Here is a 16,222-nt window from a genome sequence, read left to right on the forward strand (position 1 = left end):
CTGGTAGCTCGTGAACAACGGGCCGAGTTCAGGCGCCTGCTGCGCGCGCTTGATGAAGTCGTTGGACGCATCCGCGAGCCGTGCATAACCGACCGCGCCGCGATCCTCGACCTGCATCTTGAACCCGCCGAGCGTGCCGAACCCTAGAATGGGCGGCGGCGGAAAGATCGCGACGAAGGATTCCTTGATGTCCGCGTACTTGCGATTCAGCGCGTCTGCGATCGCCTGCGCGGACAGCGCCTTGTCACCCCGCTTGTCGAACGGTTTCAGCGTGATGAATACCGTGCCCGCACTCGACGAATTCATCAGGCCGTTCACCGACATGCCCGGAAACTCGAGGATGCTTTCCACCCCGGGCTGCTTCAGCGCGATGTCGGCCATCGTATCGACCACCTTCCCGGTGCGGTCGAGCGACGCGCCGTTCGGCAGTTGCGCGAAGCCCACCAGGTACTCCTTGTCCTGCGCCGGCACGAACCCGGTCGGAACGATCCTGCCCACCAGGATGGTGATGCCGATCAGCACGGCGTAAATGCCCATGACCAGCGCCTTGCGGCCGATCAGCCCGTCGAGCCGCGTTCCATACGCCGTCGAGCCGCGCTTGAAAAGCCGGTTGAACGCGTCGAAGAATCCGCCGAGGTAACGCCGGATCACACGCGTCACGCCGTCCTCCGGTTCGTTATGCCCCTTCAACAACAGCGCGGACAACGCGGGCGACAGCGTGAGGGAGTTGAACGCGGAGATGATCGTCGAGATCGCAATGGTCAGCGCGAATTGCCGGTAGAACTCGCCGGACAGTCCCGGCATGAACGCCAGCGGGACGAACACGCTCGACAGCGTCAGCGCGATCGCGACGATCGGCGTGCTCACCTCCTTCATCGCGAGATAGGTCGCATCCTTCGGCGACAGCCCCTTGGCGATGTTCCGTTCGACGTTTTCCACCACCACGATCGCGTCGTCGACGACGATCCCGATTGCCAGCACCATTCCGAACAACGACAGCGCGTTGATCGAGAATCCGAACATGAGCAGCAGCGTGAAGGTGCCGACGATCGAAACCGGCACCGCCAGCAACGGAATGATGGACGCGCGCCACGTCTGCAGAAACAGGATGACGACGACCACGACCAGCGCAACGGCTTCGAGCAGCGTGGAAACCACGGCGGCGATGCTGGAGCGCACGAACTTGGTCGGATCGAAGACGATCCGGTAGTCGACGCCGGCGGGCATGTCCGCCTTGGCCTCCTCCATCGTGGCGCGCACCTGGTCGGAAATTGCCAGCGCGTTTCCGCCCGGCGCCTGAAAGATGCCGAACCCCACCGCGGGCTTGCCGTCGACCATCGATCTCAGGCCATAGTCCGATGCACCGAGCTCGATGTGCGCGACATCGCGCAGATAGGTCACGCCGCCGGCTGGCGCCGTCTTGATCACGATGGCGCCGAATTCCTCCTCGGATTGCAGTCGACCTCGCGTATTGACGGACAGCTGCAACGGCACGTTGCCGCGCATCGGCTGCGACCCGATCACGCCGGCCGCGACCTGCACGTTCTGCTCGCGAATCGCGTTGACCACGTCGGTCGCAGTCAGCCCGCGTGCCGCGATCTTCTGCGGATCGAGCCAGATCCGCATCGAATAGTCCCCTCCGCCCCAGATTCTGACTTCGCCGACCCCGGGAATACGCTCGAGCCGGCTTTTTATATTCAGAATTCCATAATTTCGAAGATAGTTGACGTCGTAGCGGTTGTCCGGTGAAACCAGATGCACGGCGATGGTCTGCGTGGTGGACGATTTGACGGTCGTCACGCCAAGCCTCTGCACGTCGGCGGGCAGCTTCGGGAATGCCTGGGAAACCCGGTTCTGCACGAGTTGCTGCGCCTTGTCCGGATCGGTGCCGACCTTGAAGGTGACCGTGAGCGCCAGGGTGCCGTCGCTGTTCGCCTGCGACTGCATATACAGCATGCCCTCGACGCCGTTGATCTGCTCCTCGAGCGGCGACGCAACCGTCTCCGCGATCACCTTCGGATTCGCGCCCGGGTATTGCGCATTGACGGCGATCACCGGCGGCACCACCTCGGGATACTCCGCGATCGGCAGGAAATACAGCGATATGACGCCGGCCAGCAGGATCAGCGTCGACAGGACGCCGGCGAAAATCGGCCGGTCGACGAAAAACCGCGAAACGTTCATGATCAAGGTTCCATCGTTCAGGATTGGTTCCCGCGACGCCCCGCTGCCGGAGTCAAGGCGTGCCGGCGGGACGCGCGGCTTCAGCCGCCTCGCCCCGCCCGGATGCGGTGCGCCGTCGTTCGACGGCGGGCTAGACTTCGGCGCCCATCAGCGCGGACTTCCCGGGTGCGACCTTCCCCCACCGGCGCATGACCGGACGCTCGATGCAGACGAAGAGCAGCCAGCCGCCAAGCACCGATGCGCCGAAAGCCGCCAGCACGAGGGCCGTTGCCGCCGGCGTACCCAGCAGGCGACCGTTCAGCCAGTTCGTCACCGCCGTCAGGATCACCAGATGGATCATGTACATCCCGAACGAGATGTCGCCGAGCCAGTTCATCGTTCGCCCGGCGAAGCCGGTCCTGCGCCCGGTCACGTCGGCCGACGCCACCGATGTAATCAGGAACGCGATCGGAACGACCGTCGCCGCATTGAAGCTGAATTGAAACGGCACGAACATCGCGAGGAGATAGCCGGCGATCATCAGCCCGAATGCGGGTACGAGCCCCAGGTCGATCCAGCGGCCCGCCATCAGGATGCGCGCCATCAGCATGCCCAGCACGAACTCGAACAGCCGGAACGGCGGGAAAAAGTAGGACAGCCACCAGCGCTCCACCGAGATCGGCCATGCGTTCACCCACGGCGTGCCCGGCACCAGCAGATTGACGGCCAACTGGCACGAGAACAGCCCGACCACCATGGCCGCGGCCCATATCCATAATCTATTTTCAGGAATCCTTTTTATATTGGGTAAAATAAAAGGGAAAATTACGTAGAAGAACAGTTCGCAACAGAGCGACCACGACGGCCCATTGACGCCGAGATAGACCTCGTCTTTCGGAACCCATGCATGAACCAGCAACAGGTTCGGCAACCAGACCGAAGCCGGCGTGACGGATGCGCCGAACAGGATCATCGTCAATGCCCAGGTCGCGAAGTGATTCGGATAGATTTTCAGCACGCGCCTGAAGATGAAGCTGCCGACCGTGTCGTCCGGCCTGGCCGACCACGTGATCACGAATCCGCTGAGCACGAAGAAAAACGAAACGCCGAGCCAGCCGCCCTCCCCGAACAGCACCTTGAACCCGTGCGAAACCTGGTGGTCGGCATATGGATTGAATCCGATGATCCGTGTCAACGATGCATGAAAGCCGAAGACGAGCGCAGCCGCGACGAAACGCAACCCGGTCAGCGACGGCAATTTCATCAAATGGTGATGAGGTAGAACGGACGAATTCCTGATCGCGTCATTCATAAAGCACTCCTTATTGAAAATGGCTCAATCACGACAGATCGATGCAATATTCGGTGGCACACCTTCCCGGCAGGCGGACGACCTCGGCCGGCGCTATCGTTGCCGCGCGCGATGACGCCACGGCAACGCCAGCTTGCCTGAATGGCCCGCGATTTCCGCGACGTAGCGATCCGGGCGCCGAATCCTGCCGGGGTGGTGACGGGTGCTTCGCTAGCCGCTGACGCTGTCGGCGGCCATCGGAATCAGGTTGGGCTTCACGCTGGCGCCGGGACGAATGCGCTGCAGGCCGTTGACGACGATGCGTTCGCCGGGCTGCAAGCCGCGGGAGACGATGCGCAGCCCGTCCTGCAGGTGTCCCGGCAGGATCTCGCGATATTGCACGCGGTCTTGCGCATCGACCACCATGACGAACTTCTTTTCCTGATCGGTGCCGATCGCGCCGTCGCTGATCAGCACCGCGGGATGAGGCTCGCTGCCGCTGATCTTCACGCGGGCGTACAGCCCCGGCAGCAGCGTGCCATCGGGGTTGTCGAAGATTGCCCGCACACGAACGGTGCCCGACCCGCTATCGATGCGATTGTCGATCGACGAAACCCAACCCGGATGGGAATAACCGCTTTCGTCGGCCAGACCCAGCATGACGGGCATCGCGCCCTTGCCGTTTCGGCTCAGATAGGTCAGGTAGGTCTGCTCGTCGACATCGAACGACGCGTAGATCGGCGAAAGCGATACCAGCGTCGTCAACGGCGGCGAAGATGCGCCGGGGAAAACGATGTTGCCCACGGTCATTTCGGCGCGAGACACCCGTCCCGCGAAGGGGGCAACGATCCGCGTATAGCCGAGATTGAGCCGGGCTGCCTCCAGGGCGGCCTGCGCGGCCTTCAGGTCCGCATCCGCCTCCCGCGACGCATTCTGCTTTTCGTCGAAATCCCGTTTGGCGATCGCATTGTCGACGATCAGGCGTTGCGCCCGCGCGAGGTCCGCGCCCGTGAAACTGCATCGGGCCTGTGCCGACGCCAGCCGCGCTTGCGCGCGATCGACCTCGACGGCATATGGCCGAGGGTCGATGGTAAAGAGCGGGTCGCCTTTCTTGACCAGCGCGCCGTCCTTGAAATGGACCGCGACGATCGTCCCCGATACCAGCGGCCGCACCTCGACCTTGTCGATGGCTTCGAGCCGGCCGGAATAGCTTTGCCAATCCACGATGCGCTTTGCCACCGCAGCCGCGACATCGACCTCCGCGGCCGGGGGCCGGGCTTCCGCATGAACCGGGGTGATCGCACCGCCGCGACCGAGCACGGCGGTCGCCGCGCCGGCAGCCGCGACGATCAGCAAGACGGCAATCGCAATCGGGTACTTTCGTTTGGGCGGCATGTCCGTCCCTTCGTTGAGTACGGCAGATCATGTCGGGCCGCTCGGCGCTCGCGCGCGGTCGAACGCGCGCTCCGCCATTGCGGCGCTGGACGCAGCACATGCGCGCTCCTCGCCGGAACGAGCGGCACCGGCGCCGCTGCGGCGAAGCGATCGACGTCGTGCGGAAGGCTTTATTCGACCGCGCTGAACTCCGGCACGTAAACGGCCTCGCACAATTCGGCGACGAAGGCGCCGGACATCCCTTCCAGGGCCGTATTCGTGAACGCCACCACGCTCAGTTGCCTGACCGGATCGACGAACCACGAATGGCCGTAGGTGCCGCCCATGCGCCAGGTTCCGGCGGATTCGGGCGTCTGCGCCGCGACGGGGTCCTTCAGCACCGTGATGCCGAGGCCGAAGCCCCGGCCGGGCCAGAAGGCCATCGGCAAATCGCCGATCTGGTTGGTCGTGAATTGCCGGACCAGCGACTCGGGCAGCAGCGGCGCCCCACCCGTGCGCAGCGTTTCCAGCAGGCGCAGGAAGTCTCCTGCGGAGCCGACCATGCCGGCGCCGCCGGACGGATAGGCGGCGGCATTCAATGCGCGACTCGGCGACAGGTCGAAACCGGCCGTGCCTTCGACGAACGGAACGAAATCGGGTTCGCCGAGCCGCCGGGGCGCCGATGGAGCATCGGCGTACGCGACGGCAAGCCGGCGTTCGTCCACCGCCGTGAAGGCCGTGTCGCGCAGGCCCAGCGGCCCTGTCACCAGTTCGGCGACGGCCTTGTCGAGCGGCAAATGCGTGACTTGCTCGATGACCGCGCCGAGGACGTCGGTCGCGATCGAGTACTTCCACTCGCTTCCCGGTCGATACAGCAACGGCGCGGCGGCGATGCGCCGTACGTTTTCCTGGAGGCTCACGTCGCTGCCGTCCATCCCGTCGGACACACCGGCGCGCGCGTACGGGCCGTTCTCCTCCTGGAAGAATTTGTAGGACAGGCCTGCGGTGTGGGTCATGAGGTGACGAATCGTGATGCGCGGCTGCGTGCCGTCGGGCAGCCGCGGCGTGAATTCCGGCAACCACCGGGTCACGTCCTCGTCGATCTGCAGCCGCCCCTGCGCGATCAATGCCAGCGCCGCGACCGACACGATCGGCTTCGACACGGAAGCCAGCCTGAAAAGCGCATCTTCCTGCATCGGCTTGCCGGCTTCGCGATCCGCCATGCCGGCTGCCCGCCGGTAAACCACTTGCCCGGCCTGCGCAATCAGGATGACGGCGCCGACCAGGCGCTGCTCCGACAACGTGCGTTCGAGCACGCCGTCGACGCGCTGCGTCAAGGTCGATACATACGAATGATCAGCCGCCTGATTCGTCGAATTATCTTGAAAGGCCATCGTAATTACCTTTAAGTGAAGATTATTTTCGAGTCATAGTAAGTCAATGGCCAAACAAATTAAAAGCCGTCCGACCGTATTTTCATAGCGGACGAAAATGTCTCGAATCGGACCGTGCACACTCGGCGCGAGCGGCGAACAGCTCCGACGCCACGGCTCGAGCGGGTTGCCGCTTCGGTCGTTTGATTGAAGTTCATGGCTCACCCGGACGCAAACAATTCAATCCCCCGAAGCTCGATCGCGTGATATTCGGTGAATCGGATATACGGGTTATCAGGTGAATTTCAGTTATGAATATCGATGAAAATGTGCGACCGGAATATTGGCAAACCGATAGCAGCGCCGATACTGATCGCAATCGTATCGATCGGTGTTTTGAAAAGCCATTCTGCTCCCCGGGCGACCATGACCGCGGTGGACGGTCCCCGCCGACCTGCTGCGACAGGTGTGAGGCAGCGCCCCGTTCCGCACGCGCCGGCTGGAGCAACCGAAGGCCGCACATCGGTTCGCCGATACAACAGGGGCGTGACCTTCGAGTCAACACGTCCGGTGTGAAGACTCATGTCTTTGAGTAGCGCCAGTTTGGCAGGACCCTTCGCATCCCGATCGGCACGCCCGACGCCTGAAAGCGCGGGAACGGAGCGACGCTTCGTCGGCCGCAGGATTCGTTACATCAAGGCGTTCGGACCTCGATGCCGAACGAGCGACTAGCGGTATCGATCGAAGCCATTGCACTGGTCCACGGGCAACAGGTGACAGCGGAAGATATGCTTGCCCCCGATACTGCCCGCCACGCCCCCTGGCGGCCCACGAAATCCCTTCGACGCAGCCAAAAACAAAAAACCCGCGAAGCCTTTCGGCATCGCGGGTTTCGCGGCTTCCCCGAACAACCCTGGAAGCGAATCTGGTGGGCCCGGCGGGGTTCGAACCCGCGACCAATCGATTATGAGTCGACTGCTCTAACCGCTGAGCTACAGGCCCTGATGAGAAGCGAAGCGTGTCACACGCCGCCCCGGCAACGAAGCCGGGCCGGCATTGTAACAACAAAGGAGACAAACGCCACCGGCATTGTGCAAATGCCGGCGGCGTTCGCAGGAGAGACGCTGGAAATCAGTTCCCTTCGAGGAACGACTTCAGCTTGTCGGAACGGCTCGGGTGACGCAGCTTGCGCAGCGCCTTGGCCTCGATCTGACGGATCCGCTCACGCGTGACGTCGAACTGCTTGCCGACTTCCTCGAGCGTGTGATCGGTGCTCATCTCGATGCCGAAACGCATCCGCAGCACCTTCGCCTCGCGCGGCGTCAGCGAATCGAGCACGTCCTTCACGACGTCGCGCATGCTCGCATGCAGCGCGGCATCCGCCGGCGCGACCGTGTTGGTGTCCTCGATGAAGTCGCCGAGATGGGAATCGTCGTCGTCGCCGATCGGCGTTTCCATCGAGATCGGCTCCTTCGCGATCTTCATGATCTTGCGGATCTTGTCTTCCGGCATCTCCATCTTCTCGGCGAGCGTAGCCGGATCCGGCTCGAGACCGGTTTCCTGCAGGATCTGCCGCGAGATGCGGTTCATCTTGTTGATCGTCTCGATCATGTGAACCGGGATACGGATCGTGCGCGCCTGATCGGCGATCGAACGCGTAATGGCCTGGCGGATCCACCACGTCGCATACGTCGAGAACTTGTAGCCGCGACGGTATTCGAACTTGTCCACCGCCTTCATCAGGCCGATGTTGCCTTCCTGGATCAGGTCGAGGAACTGCAGGCCGCGGTTCGTGTACTTCTTCGCGATCGAGATCACGAGACGCAGGTTCGCCTCGGTCATCTCGCGCTTCGCCTGGCGCGCCTTCAGTTCGCCGGCCGCCATCTGGCGGTTGGTTTCCTTCAGGTCCTTCAGCGGCAGCACGACGCGCGCCTGCAGGTCGAGCAGGCGTTGCTGCTGTTCGCGGATCGCCGGGATGTTGCGCGACAGCACCGCGCTGTACGAATGACCTTCGTTCGTGATCTTGTCGGCCCAGTCGAGATCCGTCTCGCTACCCGGGAAGCGCGCGATGAACTCCGAACGCGGCATGCCGCACTTGTCGACGACGATGTGCAGGATCTGGCGTTCGACCTGACGCACTTCGTCCACCTGCGCACGCAGCGTATCGCACAGACGCTCGACGGTACGCGCGGTGAAGCGGATCGTCATCAGCTCGGTCTGGATCGTTTCCTGCGCCTTCAGGTAGGACTTCGACTTGTAGCCTTCCTTCTCGAACGCGCGGCGCATCTTGTCGAACCACTCGCTGATCTGCGCGAACTTCTCGAGCGATGCGCGCTTGAGGGCTTCGAGCTGGGCGGCGTTGGCCGTCGCCTGCGCGGCGCCGTCATCGTCCTCCTCTTCCTCTTCTTCCTCTTCCTCTTCGGCGTCCTCGTCCTCGTTCTCGATGGCTTCCGCTTCCTTCGCGGAGAAGCCGTCGGTATCGGCGGAGTCCGAAGCGTTCGGATCGAGCAGGCCGTCGACGAGCTCGTCGACGCGGATCTCTTCGTTCGCGACGCGTTCGGCCATCGCGAGGATGTCGGCGATCGTCGTCGGGCATGCGGAAATCGCCATCACCATGTGGCGCAGGCCGTCCTCGATCCGCTTCGCGATCTCGATTTCGCCTTCGCGCGTGAGCAGCTCGACCGTCCCCATTTCGCGCATGTACATCCGGACCGGATCGGTCGTGCGGCCGAATTCCGAATCGACGGTGGACAGCGCGACTTCCGCTTCTTCCTCGACTTCATCGTCCGACGACGCGGCCGGCGCGTTGTCGTTCAGGAGCAGCGTTTCCGCGTCCGGCGCCTGCTCGTAGACCGCCACGCCCATGTCGTTGAACGTGCCGATGATGCCTTCGAGGGCTTCGGTCTCGGTGAAGTTGTCCGGCAGGTGGTCGTTGATTTCGGCGTACGTCAGGAAGCCGCGCTCCTTGCCGAGCTTGATCAGCGCGCGCAGTTTCACGCGGCGCTCTTCGAGCTCCTCGGCCGTGCCCGGCGTGCTCGTCGCGAACGCTTCCTTCAGCAGCGCCTTTTCCTTGGCGCGACGGTCGCGCACCTTGGATTTGCCCGGTGCAGCCGCCGCTGCGGGCTGCTCGTCGCTCTGATTTGCGTCGTCTTCGACGGATACTTCGTTCAGCTTTTTGGTCATGGAGTTCGCCGTACCGGCTATATCGACTCGCGGCTGCTGGACGACAGCCGGTTGAACCGTGGGTGCATGAGTAGTACGTACTGCCGTTTCGTCCGCGGCGGCAGTCGTGTCCCTTGCGCTTTTCGCACTTGCCCGCTTCGCCGCCGGCTTGGCCGGCCCGGAGTCGGGTCTGGCGGCAGCCCGTGTTCTGGCTGCCGGCGCCGGCGCAGCCTGAGCAGTGCCGGCCGCGGTTTTTTTTCCTGCAGGAGCTGACGTGGCTGAAGACGCTGTCCGGGCGGAAGAGGCAGACTTGGCCGCTGTGACCTTTTTGGTCGGCTCCGTCGAGCCCTTGCCTGCTGCTTTCTTTCCGCCTGTCGTCTTTGCCATCGCGATTCTCGCCTCTGCTTGGAAAACAAACCGCTGGAAACCTTATATTATAGCACGCTGGGGAACCCTCTCTAAGCTCCCCGGCCGCCCTACAGCCCGAGCCGACGCTTCATGTCGGTTCGCTGCTGGTTCAATTCCGTCAATTCGGCCAATTCCTCGGGTGTGAGGGTGGATTGCCGTGCCAGCCTGTCAAGCCGGTCGCAGCAGGCGTCGTAACGCATCTTGAGCACCGCGGCCTGCAGCTCCTCCCCCGCGATCCGTTCCTGTTCACGCTGCCGCTCGGGCACCGTCTCGTCTTCCGGATTCTGTAACAGCAAATCGCGGACGTTTTCATCATAGTCCAGAATTTCGCGGAAGATTTCCTCGTAAGTCGCCCCGTTCGAGGACGTCCGCAGGACATCGGACAGCAGCCGGAACTCCGCGCCTTCGCCCAGCGCGCGCGCATGATCGACGACCTCCGCGAACAGTTCGCCGATGCGCGGCAACGCGCGCAGGGTCGCAAGCTGCTCGTCGTCGAGCTGCGACGCGATGCGCGGATGCATCACCAGTGTGCGCAGCGCGCGCTTTTCGCTGTCCGTCACACGGCGCCGCTCGCTGCGCGGGGGCGCCTGGCGCGGCGGCGCCGCGATCCGCGTATCGACGTCGGACAGCCCCGCCACCTCTTCGAACGGGATATCGAGACGGTCGGCGAACATGTGCATGATCTGCGCGCGCAACGCGTTCGCGGGCAGCGCCTGCAGCATCGGCTTCGCATCGAACAGCGCCTTGGCGCGCCCTTCCGGCTGATCGAGCGCCTTGCCGGCGATTGCTTCGTTCAGCAGAAATTGCGACAGCGGCATCGCGCGCTCGACCTGCTCGGAGAACGCATCCGCGCCGAACTCGCGTACATAGCTGTCCGGATCGTGCTCGGCCGGCAGAAAAAGGAACCGGATCGTGCGGTTGTCTCCCGCATGCGGCAGGCATGCCTCGAGCGCACGCCGGGCCGCGCGCCGCCCGGCCGAATCGCCGTCGAAACTGAAAATGACCGTGTCGGTCTGGCGCAGCAGCTTCTGCACGTGAATCGGCGTGCACGCGGTGCCGAGCGTCGCGACCGCGTTCGGGAACCCGAGCTGCGCGAGCGCGACGACGTCCATGTAGCCCTCGACGACCAGCACGTACTTGCGCTCGCGAATCGCGAGCCGCGCCTCGAACAGGCCGTACAGTTCGCTGCCCTTGTTGAACAGCGGCGTCTCGGGCGAATTCAGGTACTTCGGCTCGCCGCTGCCGAGCACGCGGCCGCCGAAGCCGATCACCTGCCCCTTCACGTTGCGGATCGGGAACATGATCCGCTCGCGGAACCGGTCGTAGCGGCGCGCGACGCCCTGCGCATCGGTTTTCTCGCTGACGATCACGAGCCCCGACTCGACGAGCGACTCGTCGCGATAGTCGGGAAACGCAGCCTCGAGGTTCTGCCAGCCGTCGGGCGCATAGCCGAGCCCGAAGCGCGCGGCGATCTCGCCGGTCAGGCCCCGATTCTTCAGATACTGGATCGCGACGGTCGCGCCGCGCAACTGCTTGCGGTAGTAGTCGCACGCGGCGGTCATCGCATCGGACAACGCGGTCGCAACCGATTTCGACACCGGCGCCAGGTAGTCGCCGCCACCTCCGCCGCCACGCATCGACGGCTCGTGCGGCACGGTCAGCCCGACGGACTGCGCGAGCTCCTGCACGGCTTCCGGGAACGTGAGCCCCGCGTGTTCCATCAGGAAGCCGATCGCCGTGCCGTGCGCCCCGCAACCGAAGCAATGATAGAACTGCTTGGTGGGGCTGACGGTAAACGACGGGCTTTTCTCGTTATGAAACGGGCACAGCCCCATGAAGTTGGCGCCGCCCTTCTTGAGCTGCACGTAGCGGCCCACCACGTCGACGATATCGACGCGGTTCAGCAAATCCTGCAGGAACGAATGCGGAATCACCGTGGGATCGAGCGAAAAAAGACAATACGACGCCCGGCGCGCGCATCGCTGGGCGCGCCGGGCACGGAGGTTACTTCGTGAGCGCGGCCTTGACCTGCGCGGAAACGGCCGTCATGTCGGCGCGGCCGGCGAGCTTGCCCTTCAGCACGCCCATCACCTTGCCCATGTCCTGCGGGCCTGCCGCGCCGGTCTGCGCGACCGCCGCCTGCACTTCGGCCGCCACTTCGGCATCCGACAGCTGCGCGGGCATGTAGGCGCCCAGCACGGCCAGCTCGGCCTGCTCCTTCTCGACGAGATCGTCGCGGCCGGCGGCCTGGAACTGGCTGATCGAATCCTTGCGCTGCTTGATCATCTTGTCGATCACGGCCGTGATGCCCGCGTCGTCGAGGGTGATCCGATCATCGACCTCGCGCTGCTTGATCGCGGCCATCAGCAGGCGAATCGTTGCCAGGCGCTCGCTTTCCTTCGCGCGCATCGCGGCCTTCATGTCTTCGCTGATCTGCTCTTTCAAACTCATCTTTCACCCGGAATGGAAACGTGAATCCGACGCCCGCAAGCGGACGTCAACACAAAAACCCGCTTGGGACAGTGTCTCAAGCGGGTTGCTCGAATCCGGCATCGGCGGCTCGCGCGACCGGCCGCGCAATGGCGCCGGTCGCCCGCGATCTCGCCGGATCGCGCGGGGCCGCCGGTGCGCCGCTCAGCGAACCGCGCGGCGCCCAATCGGTCAGTACAGCTTCTTCGGCAGCGTCTGGCTGCGGATACGCTTGTAATGACGCTTCACTGCAGCAGCCTTCTTGCGCTTGCGCTCCGCAGTCGGCTTCTCGTAGAACTCGCGCGCACGAAGCTCGGTCAGCAGACCGTTCTTCTCGATCGTGCGCTTGAAGCGACGCATTGCAACTTCGAACGGCTCGTTCTCTTTAACGCGAATGATCGTCATGATCCGACACGAATAAAGGTTTGCAGGGAAAGGCTACCGAGTATAGCAGAGCGATTACCCAAAGGCACGGGGCCCGGCCCCGTCAAACCGGCGCCCGCCCCGCACATCAGGTCACGTCACTCACGTCACGCGTCGCGCGAATACTCCGCCGCGGCCTGGCCGGCCGCCGTGCCGGACGCCCACGCCCACTGGAAGTTGTAGCCGCCGAGCCAGCCCGTCACGTCCACCGCCTCGCCGACGAAGAACAGCCCGGGCACGCGCGCGCTCATCATCGTCGCCGACGAAAGCTCCCGTGTATCGACCCCGCCTTTCGTCACCTCGGCCTTCTTGTAGCCCTCGGTGCCGTTCGGCGTCAGCGTCCAGCCGGACAACGCGTCGCCGACCTGGCGCAGCGTCTTGTCGGGCAGGTCCGCGAGCCGCGCGTCGGCGGCGACGCGATGGGTGTCGAGCCACGCATGCGCGAGGCGCGACGGCACCCAGTCCGCCAGCAGCGAGCCGATCTGGCGCTTCGACGTGCGTTTCGCTTCGAGCAGGTCGGCCACCGTGTCGCGCTGCGGCAGCAGGTCGACGCGGATCGGGTCGCCCGGCTGCCAGTAGCTCGAGATCTGCAGGATGCCGGGCCCGGACAGCCCGCGATGCGTCAGCAGCAGGTCCTCGACGAATTCGCCGCCGCGCTTCCTGTCGCCGGTCGATACGCGCACTTCGAGCGACACGCCCGACAACGCCGCGAACGGCTCCCAGTCCTGCGGCGCGAACGTGAGCGGCACGAGCGCGGGCCGCGTATCGACGAGCTTGTGGCCGAACTGCTTCGCGAGCCGGTAGCCGAAATCGGTCGCGCCGATCTTCGGGATCGACAGCCCGCCGGTCGCGACGATCAGCGCACGCGCGCCGATCTGTCCCGCCTGCTGCGTGTCGAGCGTGAAGCCGTCGGCCGGCGCGTGGCGCACCGCGTCGACGACGACGGGCCGGCGCCACGCGATGCCGCCCGCGTCGCACTCGTGCTTCAGCACGTCGATGATCGCGTCGCTGCCGTGGTCGCAAAAGAGCTGGCCCTTGTGCTTTTCGTGCCAGGTCACGTGATGGCGCTTGAGCAGGCCGAGGAAGTCCCGCGGCGTATAGCGCGCCAGCGCGGAACGCGCGAAATGCGGATTCGCCGACAGATAGTTGTCGGGGCCGGCGTACAGGTTCGTGAAATTGCAGCGGCCGCCGCCCGAGATGCGGATCTTCTCGGCGAGCCGCGGCGCGTGATCGATCAGCACGACGCGGCGACCGAGCTGCCCGGCAACCGCGGCGCTCATCATCCCGGCGGCGCCCGCGCCGATCACGGCGATGTCATAGGTTTCTTGGGACACAATTCAAACGTCCGATGTACGATTGAGCCCCGCCCAGTAAGGCTTTGGCGGGAATAGCTAGTACACATGTACGGTACACACGGGTCACGCATGAGCGCACATTTGCACAAGGTTGGGACGCGATATTACTACCGCCGCCGGGTTCCGCTCGATCTGGTCGAGCATATGGGCAAAAAGGTAATCAAATTTGCGCTGGGCGTGGACAGTAGAGCCAAGGCAACTGAACTTTGTAACGTGCACGATCTTGCTTACGCCGTCATGTTTGCCGATCACCGCCGTGCGATCGAGAACAAGACGTATCCGAAATATTGGGACGGTCTCCCTCTAGAGCAGCTTGAGGCACAGGAAGAGGAGGACCGGGACGCATGGTTTTTCGAACACGAGGAGGCAATGTTTGAGCGGATGGTCATGTACCGCGCTGCCCGCGTTGTCGAACACTGCGCGCATACCCAGTTACTTAATCCGGATGAATTAGCGAAGTACGAGGGAGAAGCCGAACGGGCGTCGCTCCAGGCGTCGAACGCTGTCGGAAAGGCGCGCGTATCTTCTGCCGTTGCAGCGGCACACGCGCGAGAAACCGGCCGCAACATGGATGCGCTGTTTGCGGAATGGGAGAAAGCACGTTCCCCGGCCCCCAAGACCGTCGCATCACATGCACGCGTTATTGACCGTTTCGTTAAATTCGTAGGTAATCTGGATGCTGCTTTGGTGACAAAGGCCCACGTCGTGCTGTTCAAAGACAAGCTTACCGACGCGGGCTTTTCCACGAATGTAGTTCAAACGTGCGTTACGCAACTTGGTTCGATGTTCTCGGTCGCCGTTAGTCGTGCATGGCGAGACGACAACCCCTGCGCCGGGGTGCGTGTAGACGTTAAGGTGCGGCGCGCGCGCAAGGCCGCGCGCCCATCGTTTGACACGCCAACACTCGATCAGATTTTCTCTGGACCTGCCTACCTCGGTGAGCGTCCCGCATGGTCTGGAGTCGGGGCGTCTCCGGCTACGTACTGGCTCCCGATTCTAGGACTGTACACAGGTGCGCGCGTCGAAGAACTGAGCCAGCTACACCCGGACGACATCTATGAGGAAACGTACATCGCTGCCAGCGGGCAACGTCAATCATGTTGGGTGATGAGATTGACCCACAATGAAGAACGTCAGCAGGGCGTTAAAACTGCTGGGTCAATCCGGAGAATTCCTTTGCATCGCCAGATTGTGCAGCGGGGATTCGTGGAGTTTGTGGCATCCCGGCGAGACAAGCAGCGTGTGTTCTACGAGATGAAAGCCGACAAGTTCGGTGTGGAATCTGGCACATGGTCGCTATGGTGGATTCGTGAATATTTGCGCAAGTACTGCAATCCGAGCGACCCTAAGATGGTGTTTCACAGCTTCCGCCACACATTCAAAGATGTATGCCGGGATCATGGGATCACGAAGGAAATTGCAGACGCCTTGCAGGGCCATAGCGACGGCGACGCCTCAAGCAACTACGGCGGCGAGTTCTATCCGCTCCTCCCACTTGTGGAAGCCATGGAGAAGTACGAGGTTCACGGCGTAACGCTGCCGCCAATCACGCGATAACCAAACCAGTCGTTGCAGAACACAAGCCCGCGAGCAGTTAGCGCAGGCTTTTTATTTTGTCTTTCTATTCAGGATTCCTATGCCACAAATCAACAGGGCCATTGTCGCCCGTGTAGCAGGTGCCGCCGCAGTGGCCGCCGCGCTGTTCATCGCCCAATTCGAGGGGCATTCAAACAAGGTCTACCTTGATCCGGTAGGCATCCCGACAGTGTGCGATGGGCATGCACGCACCGCGCCAGATGGAAAGCCGCTGAGGCTCGGTCAGACGTACTCAGACGACGTGTGTAGCTATTTACATCAGCGAGGCTGACAGAGCCGTCCAGAGGTAATACCCCCGCTTTTAACGCGAGTCAGAAGTAGAGGCTAAGCGACCATGGCCAGCCGCTGTTTTGGCGTTATGCCACCAAGGCCCATGTTGGGGCGCTCATGATTGTATTGCCACATCCATTCCGTGGCGAACTGCTGGATGTGCTCAAGGTCGTCCCAGTAGTACTGGGACAGCCATTCATGGCGTACCGTGCGGTTGAAGCGCTCCACGTAGGCGTTCTGCTGCGGCTTGCCCGGCTGGATGTAGTTCAACGCGATACCGTGCTGGCCGGCCCATTGCGTGATCGCCTCACTCAGGTACTCCGGTCCGTTGTCGCACC

General features: G+C 63.2%; 12 protein-coding genes and 1 tRNA gene. 2 read left to right on the top strand and 11 right to left on the bottom strand.

From position 1 onward, the window contains the following. From GQ57_RS36920 to GQ57_RS36965, 10 genes are all read right to left on the bottom strand, one after another. The coding region (locus tag GQ57_RS36920) for an efflux RND transporter permease subunit (RefSeq protein WP_034200487.1) at positions 1-2,184 on the bottom strand (2,184 nt) is incomplete at its 3' end. Between the two features lie 130 nt (positions 2,185-2,314). Beyond that, a complete protein-coding gene (locus tag GQ57_RS36925) occupies positions 2,315-3,427 on the bottom strand; it encodes an acyltransferase family protein (protein ID WP_052001619.1) in 1,113 nt (370 codons plus the stop codon). A gap of 258 nt (positions 3,428-3,685) precedes the next feature. Next, entirely contained in the window at positions 3,686-4,849 is a 1,164-nt protein-coding gene (locus GQ57_RS36930; RefSeq protein ID WP_034200489.1) for an efflux RND transporter periplasmic adaptor subunit, read from the bottom strand. 170 nt (positions 4,850-5,019) lie between these two features. Further along, on the bottom strand, positions 5,020-6,222 hold the full coding sequence (locus tag GQ57_RS36935) for a serine hydrolase domain-containing protein (RefSeq protein ID WP_174923335.1): 1,203 nt from the start codon (positions 6,220-6,222) through the stop codon (positions 5,020-5,022). A 905-nt stretch (positions 6,223-7,127) separates the two neighbouring features. Then, positions 7,128-7,203: transfer RNA gene (locus tag GQ57_RS36940), tRNA-Ile, on the bottom strand. Positions 7,204-7,332: 129 nt separating this feature from the next. Continuing rightward, a complete protein-coding gene (gene rpoD, locus GQ57_RS36945) occupies positions 7,333-9,750 on the bottom strand; it encodes an RNA polymerase sigma factor RpoD (RefSeq protein WP_075122956.1) in 2,418 nt (805 codons plus the stop codon). Positions 9,751-9,839: 89 nt separating this feature from the next. Then, positions 9,840-11,705 (bottom strand): DNA primase, encoded by a 1,866-nt coding sequence (gene dnaG, locus GQ57_RS36950; protein ID WP_034200491.1) that lies wholly within the window; start codon positions 11,703-11,705, stop codon positions 9,840-9,842. Positions 11,706-11,775: 70 nt separating this feature from the next. Then, positions 11,776-12,222 (bottom strand): GatB/YqeY domain-containing protein, encoded by a 447-nt coding sequence (locus GQ57_RS36955; protein ID WP_034200492.1) that lies wholly within the window; start codon positions 12,220-12,222, stop codon positions 11,776-11,778. A 210-nt stretch (positions 12,223-12,432) separates the two neighbouring features. Next, positions 12,433-12,645 carry a 30S ribosomal protein S21 gene (gene rpsU, locus GQ57_RS36960; RefSeq protein ID WP_006479415.1) on the bottom strand — a complete coding sequence of 71 codons (213 nt, stop codon included), beginning with the start codon at positions 12,643-12,645 and terminating at the stop codon, positions 12,433-12,435. A 125-nt stretch (positions 12,646-12,770) separates the two neighbouring features. Then, entirely contained in the window at positions 12,771-13,997 is a 1,227-nt protein-coding gene (locus GQ57_RS36965) for an NAD(P)/FAD-dependent oxidoreductase (protein ID WP_034200493.1), read from the bottom strand. A 90-nt stretch (positions 13,998-14,087) separates the two neighbouring features. On the opposite strand from GQ57_RS36965, the gene GQ57_RS36970 reads away from it, so the two are divergent. Together GQ57_RS36970 and GQ57_RS44520 are read left to right on the top strand one after the other, a co-directional pair. Then, positions 14,088-15,575, top strand: a complete 1,488-nt coding sequence (locus GQ57_RS36970; protein ID WP_152603461.1) for a site-specific integrase — start codon at positions 14,088-14,090, stop codon at positions 15,573-15,575. A gap of 79 nt (positions 15,576-15,654) precedes the next feature. Continuing rightward, complete coding sequence (locus tag GQ57_RS44520; protein ID WP_425322022.1) at positions 15,655-15,885, top strand: glycoside hydrolase family protein; 231 nt, start codon at positions 15,655-15,657, stop codon at positions 15,883-15,885. 53 nt (positions 15,886-15,938) lie between these two features. On the opposite strand, the gene GQ57_RS36980 is transcribed toward GQ57_RS44520, so the two are convergent. Further along, on the bottom strand, positions 15,939-16,222 hold a 284-nt coding region (locus GQ57_RS36980), incomplete at its 5' end, for an integrase core domain-containing protein (RefSeq protein ID WP_034200495.1).

Source organism: Burkholderia sp. MSh2, assembly GCF_000731655.1.
Taxonomy (GTDB): domain Bacteria; phylum Pseudomonadota; class Gammaproteobacteria; order Burkholderiales; family Burkholderiaceae; genus Burkholderia; species Burkholderia paludis.

What these genes read in the sequence shown, in the direction of transcription:
- GQ57_RS36925 (WP_052001619.1), bottom strand. Translation starts at nt 3,427, where the DNA reads ATGAAATTGCCGTCGCTGACCGGGTTGCGTTTCGTCGCGGCTGCGCTC.
- GQ57_RS36930 (WP_034200489.1), bottom strand. Translation starts at nt 4,849, where the DNA reads ATGCCGCCCAAACGAAAGTACCCGATTGCGATTGCCGTCTTGCTGATC.
- GQ57_RS36935 (WP_174923335.1), bottom strand. Translation starts at nt 6,222, where the DNA reads ATGGCCTTTCAAGATAATTCGACGAATCAGGCGGCTGATCATTCGTAT.
- rpoD (WP_075122956.1), bottom strand. Translation starts at nt 9,750, where the DNA reads ATGGCAAAGACGACAGGCGGAAAGAAAGCAGCAGGCAAGGGCTCGACG.
- GQ57_RS36955 (WP_034200492.1), bottom strand. Translation starts at nt 12,222, where the DNA reads ATGAGTTTGAAAGAGCAGATCAGCGAAGACATGAAGGCCGCGATGCGC.
- rpsU (WP_006479415.1), bottom strand. Translation starts at nt 12,645, where the DNA reads ATGACGATCATTCGCGTTAAAGAGAACGAGCCGTTCGAAGTTGCAATG.
- GQ57_RS36970 (WP_152603461.1), top strand. Translation starts at nt 14,088, where the DNA reads ATGAGCGCACATTTGCACAAGGTTGGGACGCGATATTACTACCGCCGC.
- GQ57_RS44520 (WP_425322022.1), top strand. Translation starts at nt 15,655, where the DNA reads ATGCCACAAATCAACAGGGCCATTGTCGCCCGTGTAGCAGGTGCCGCC.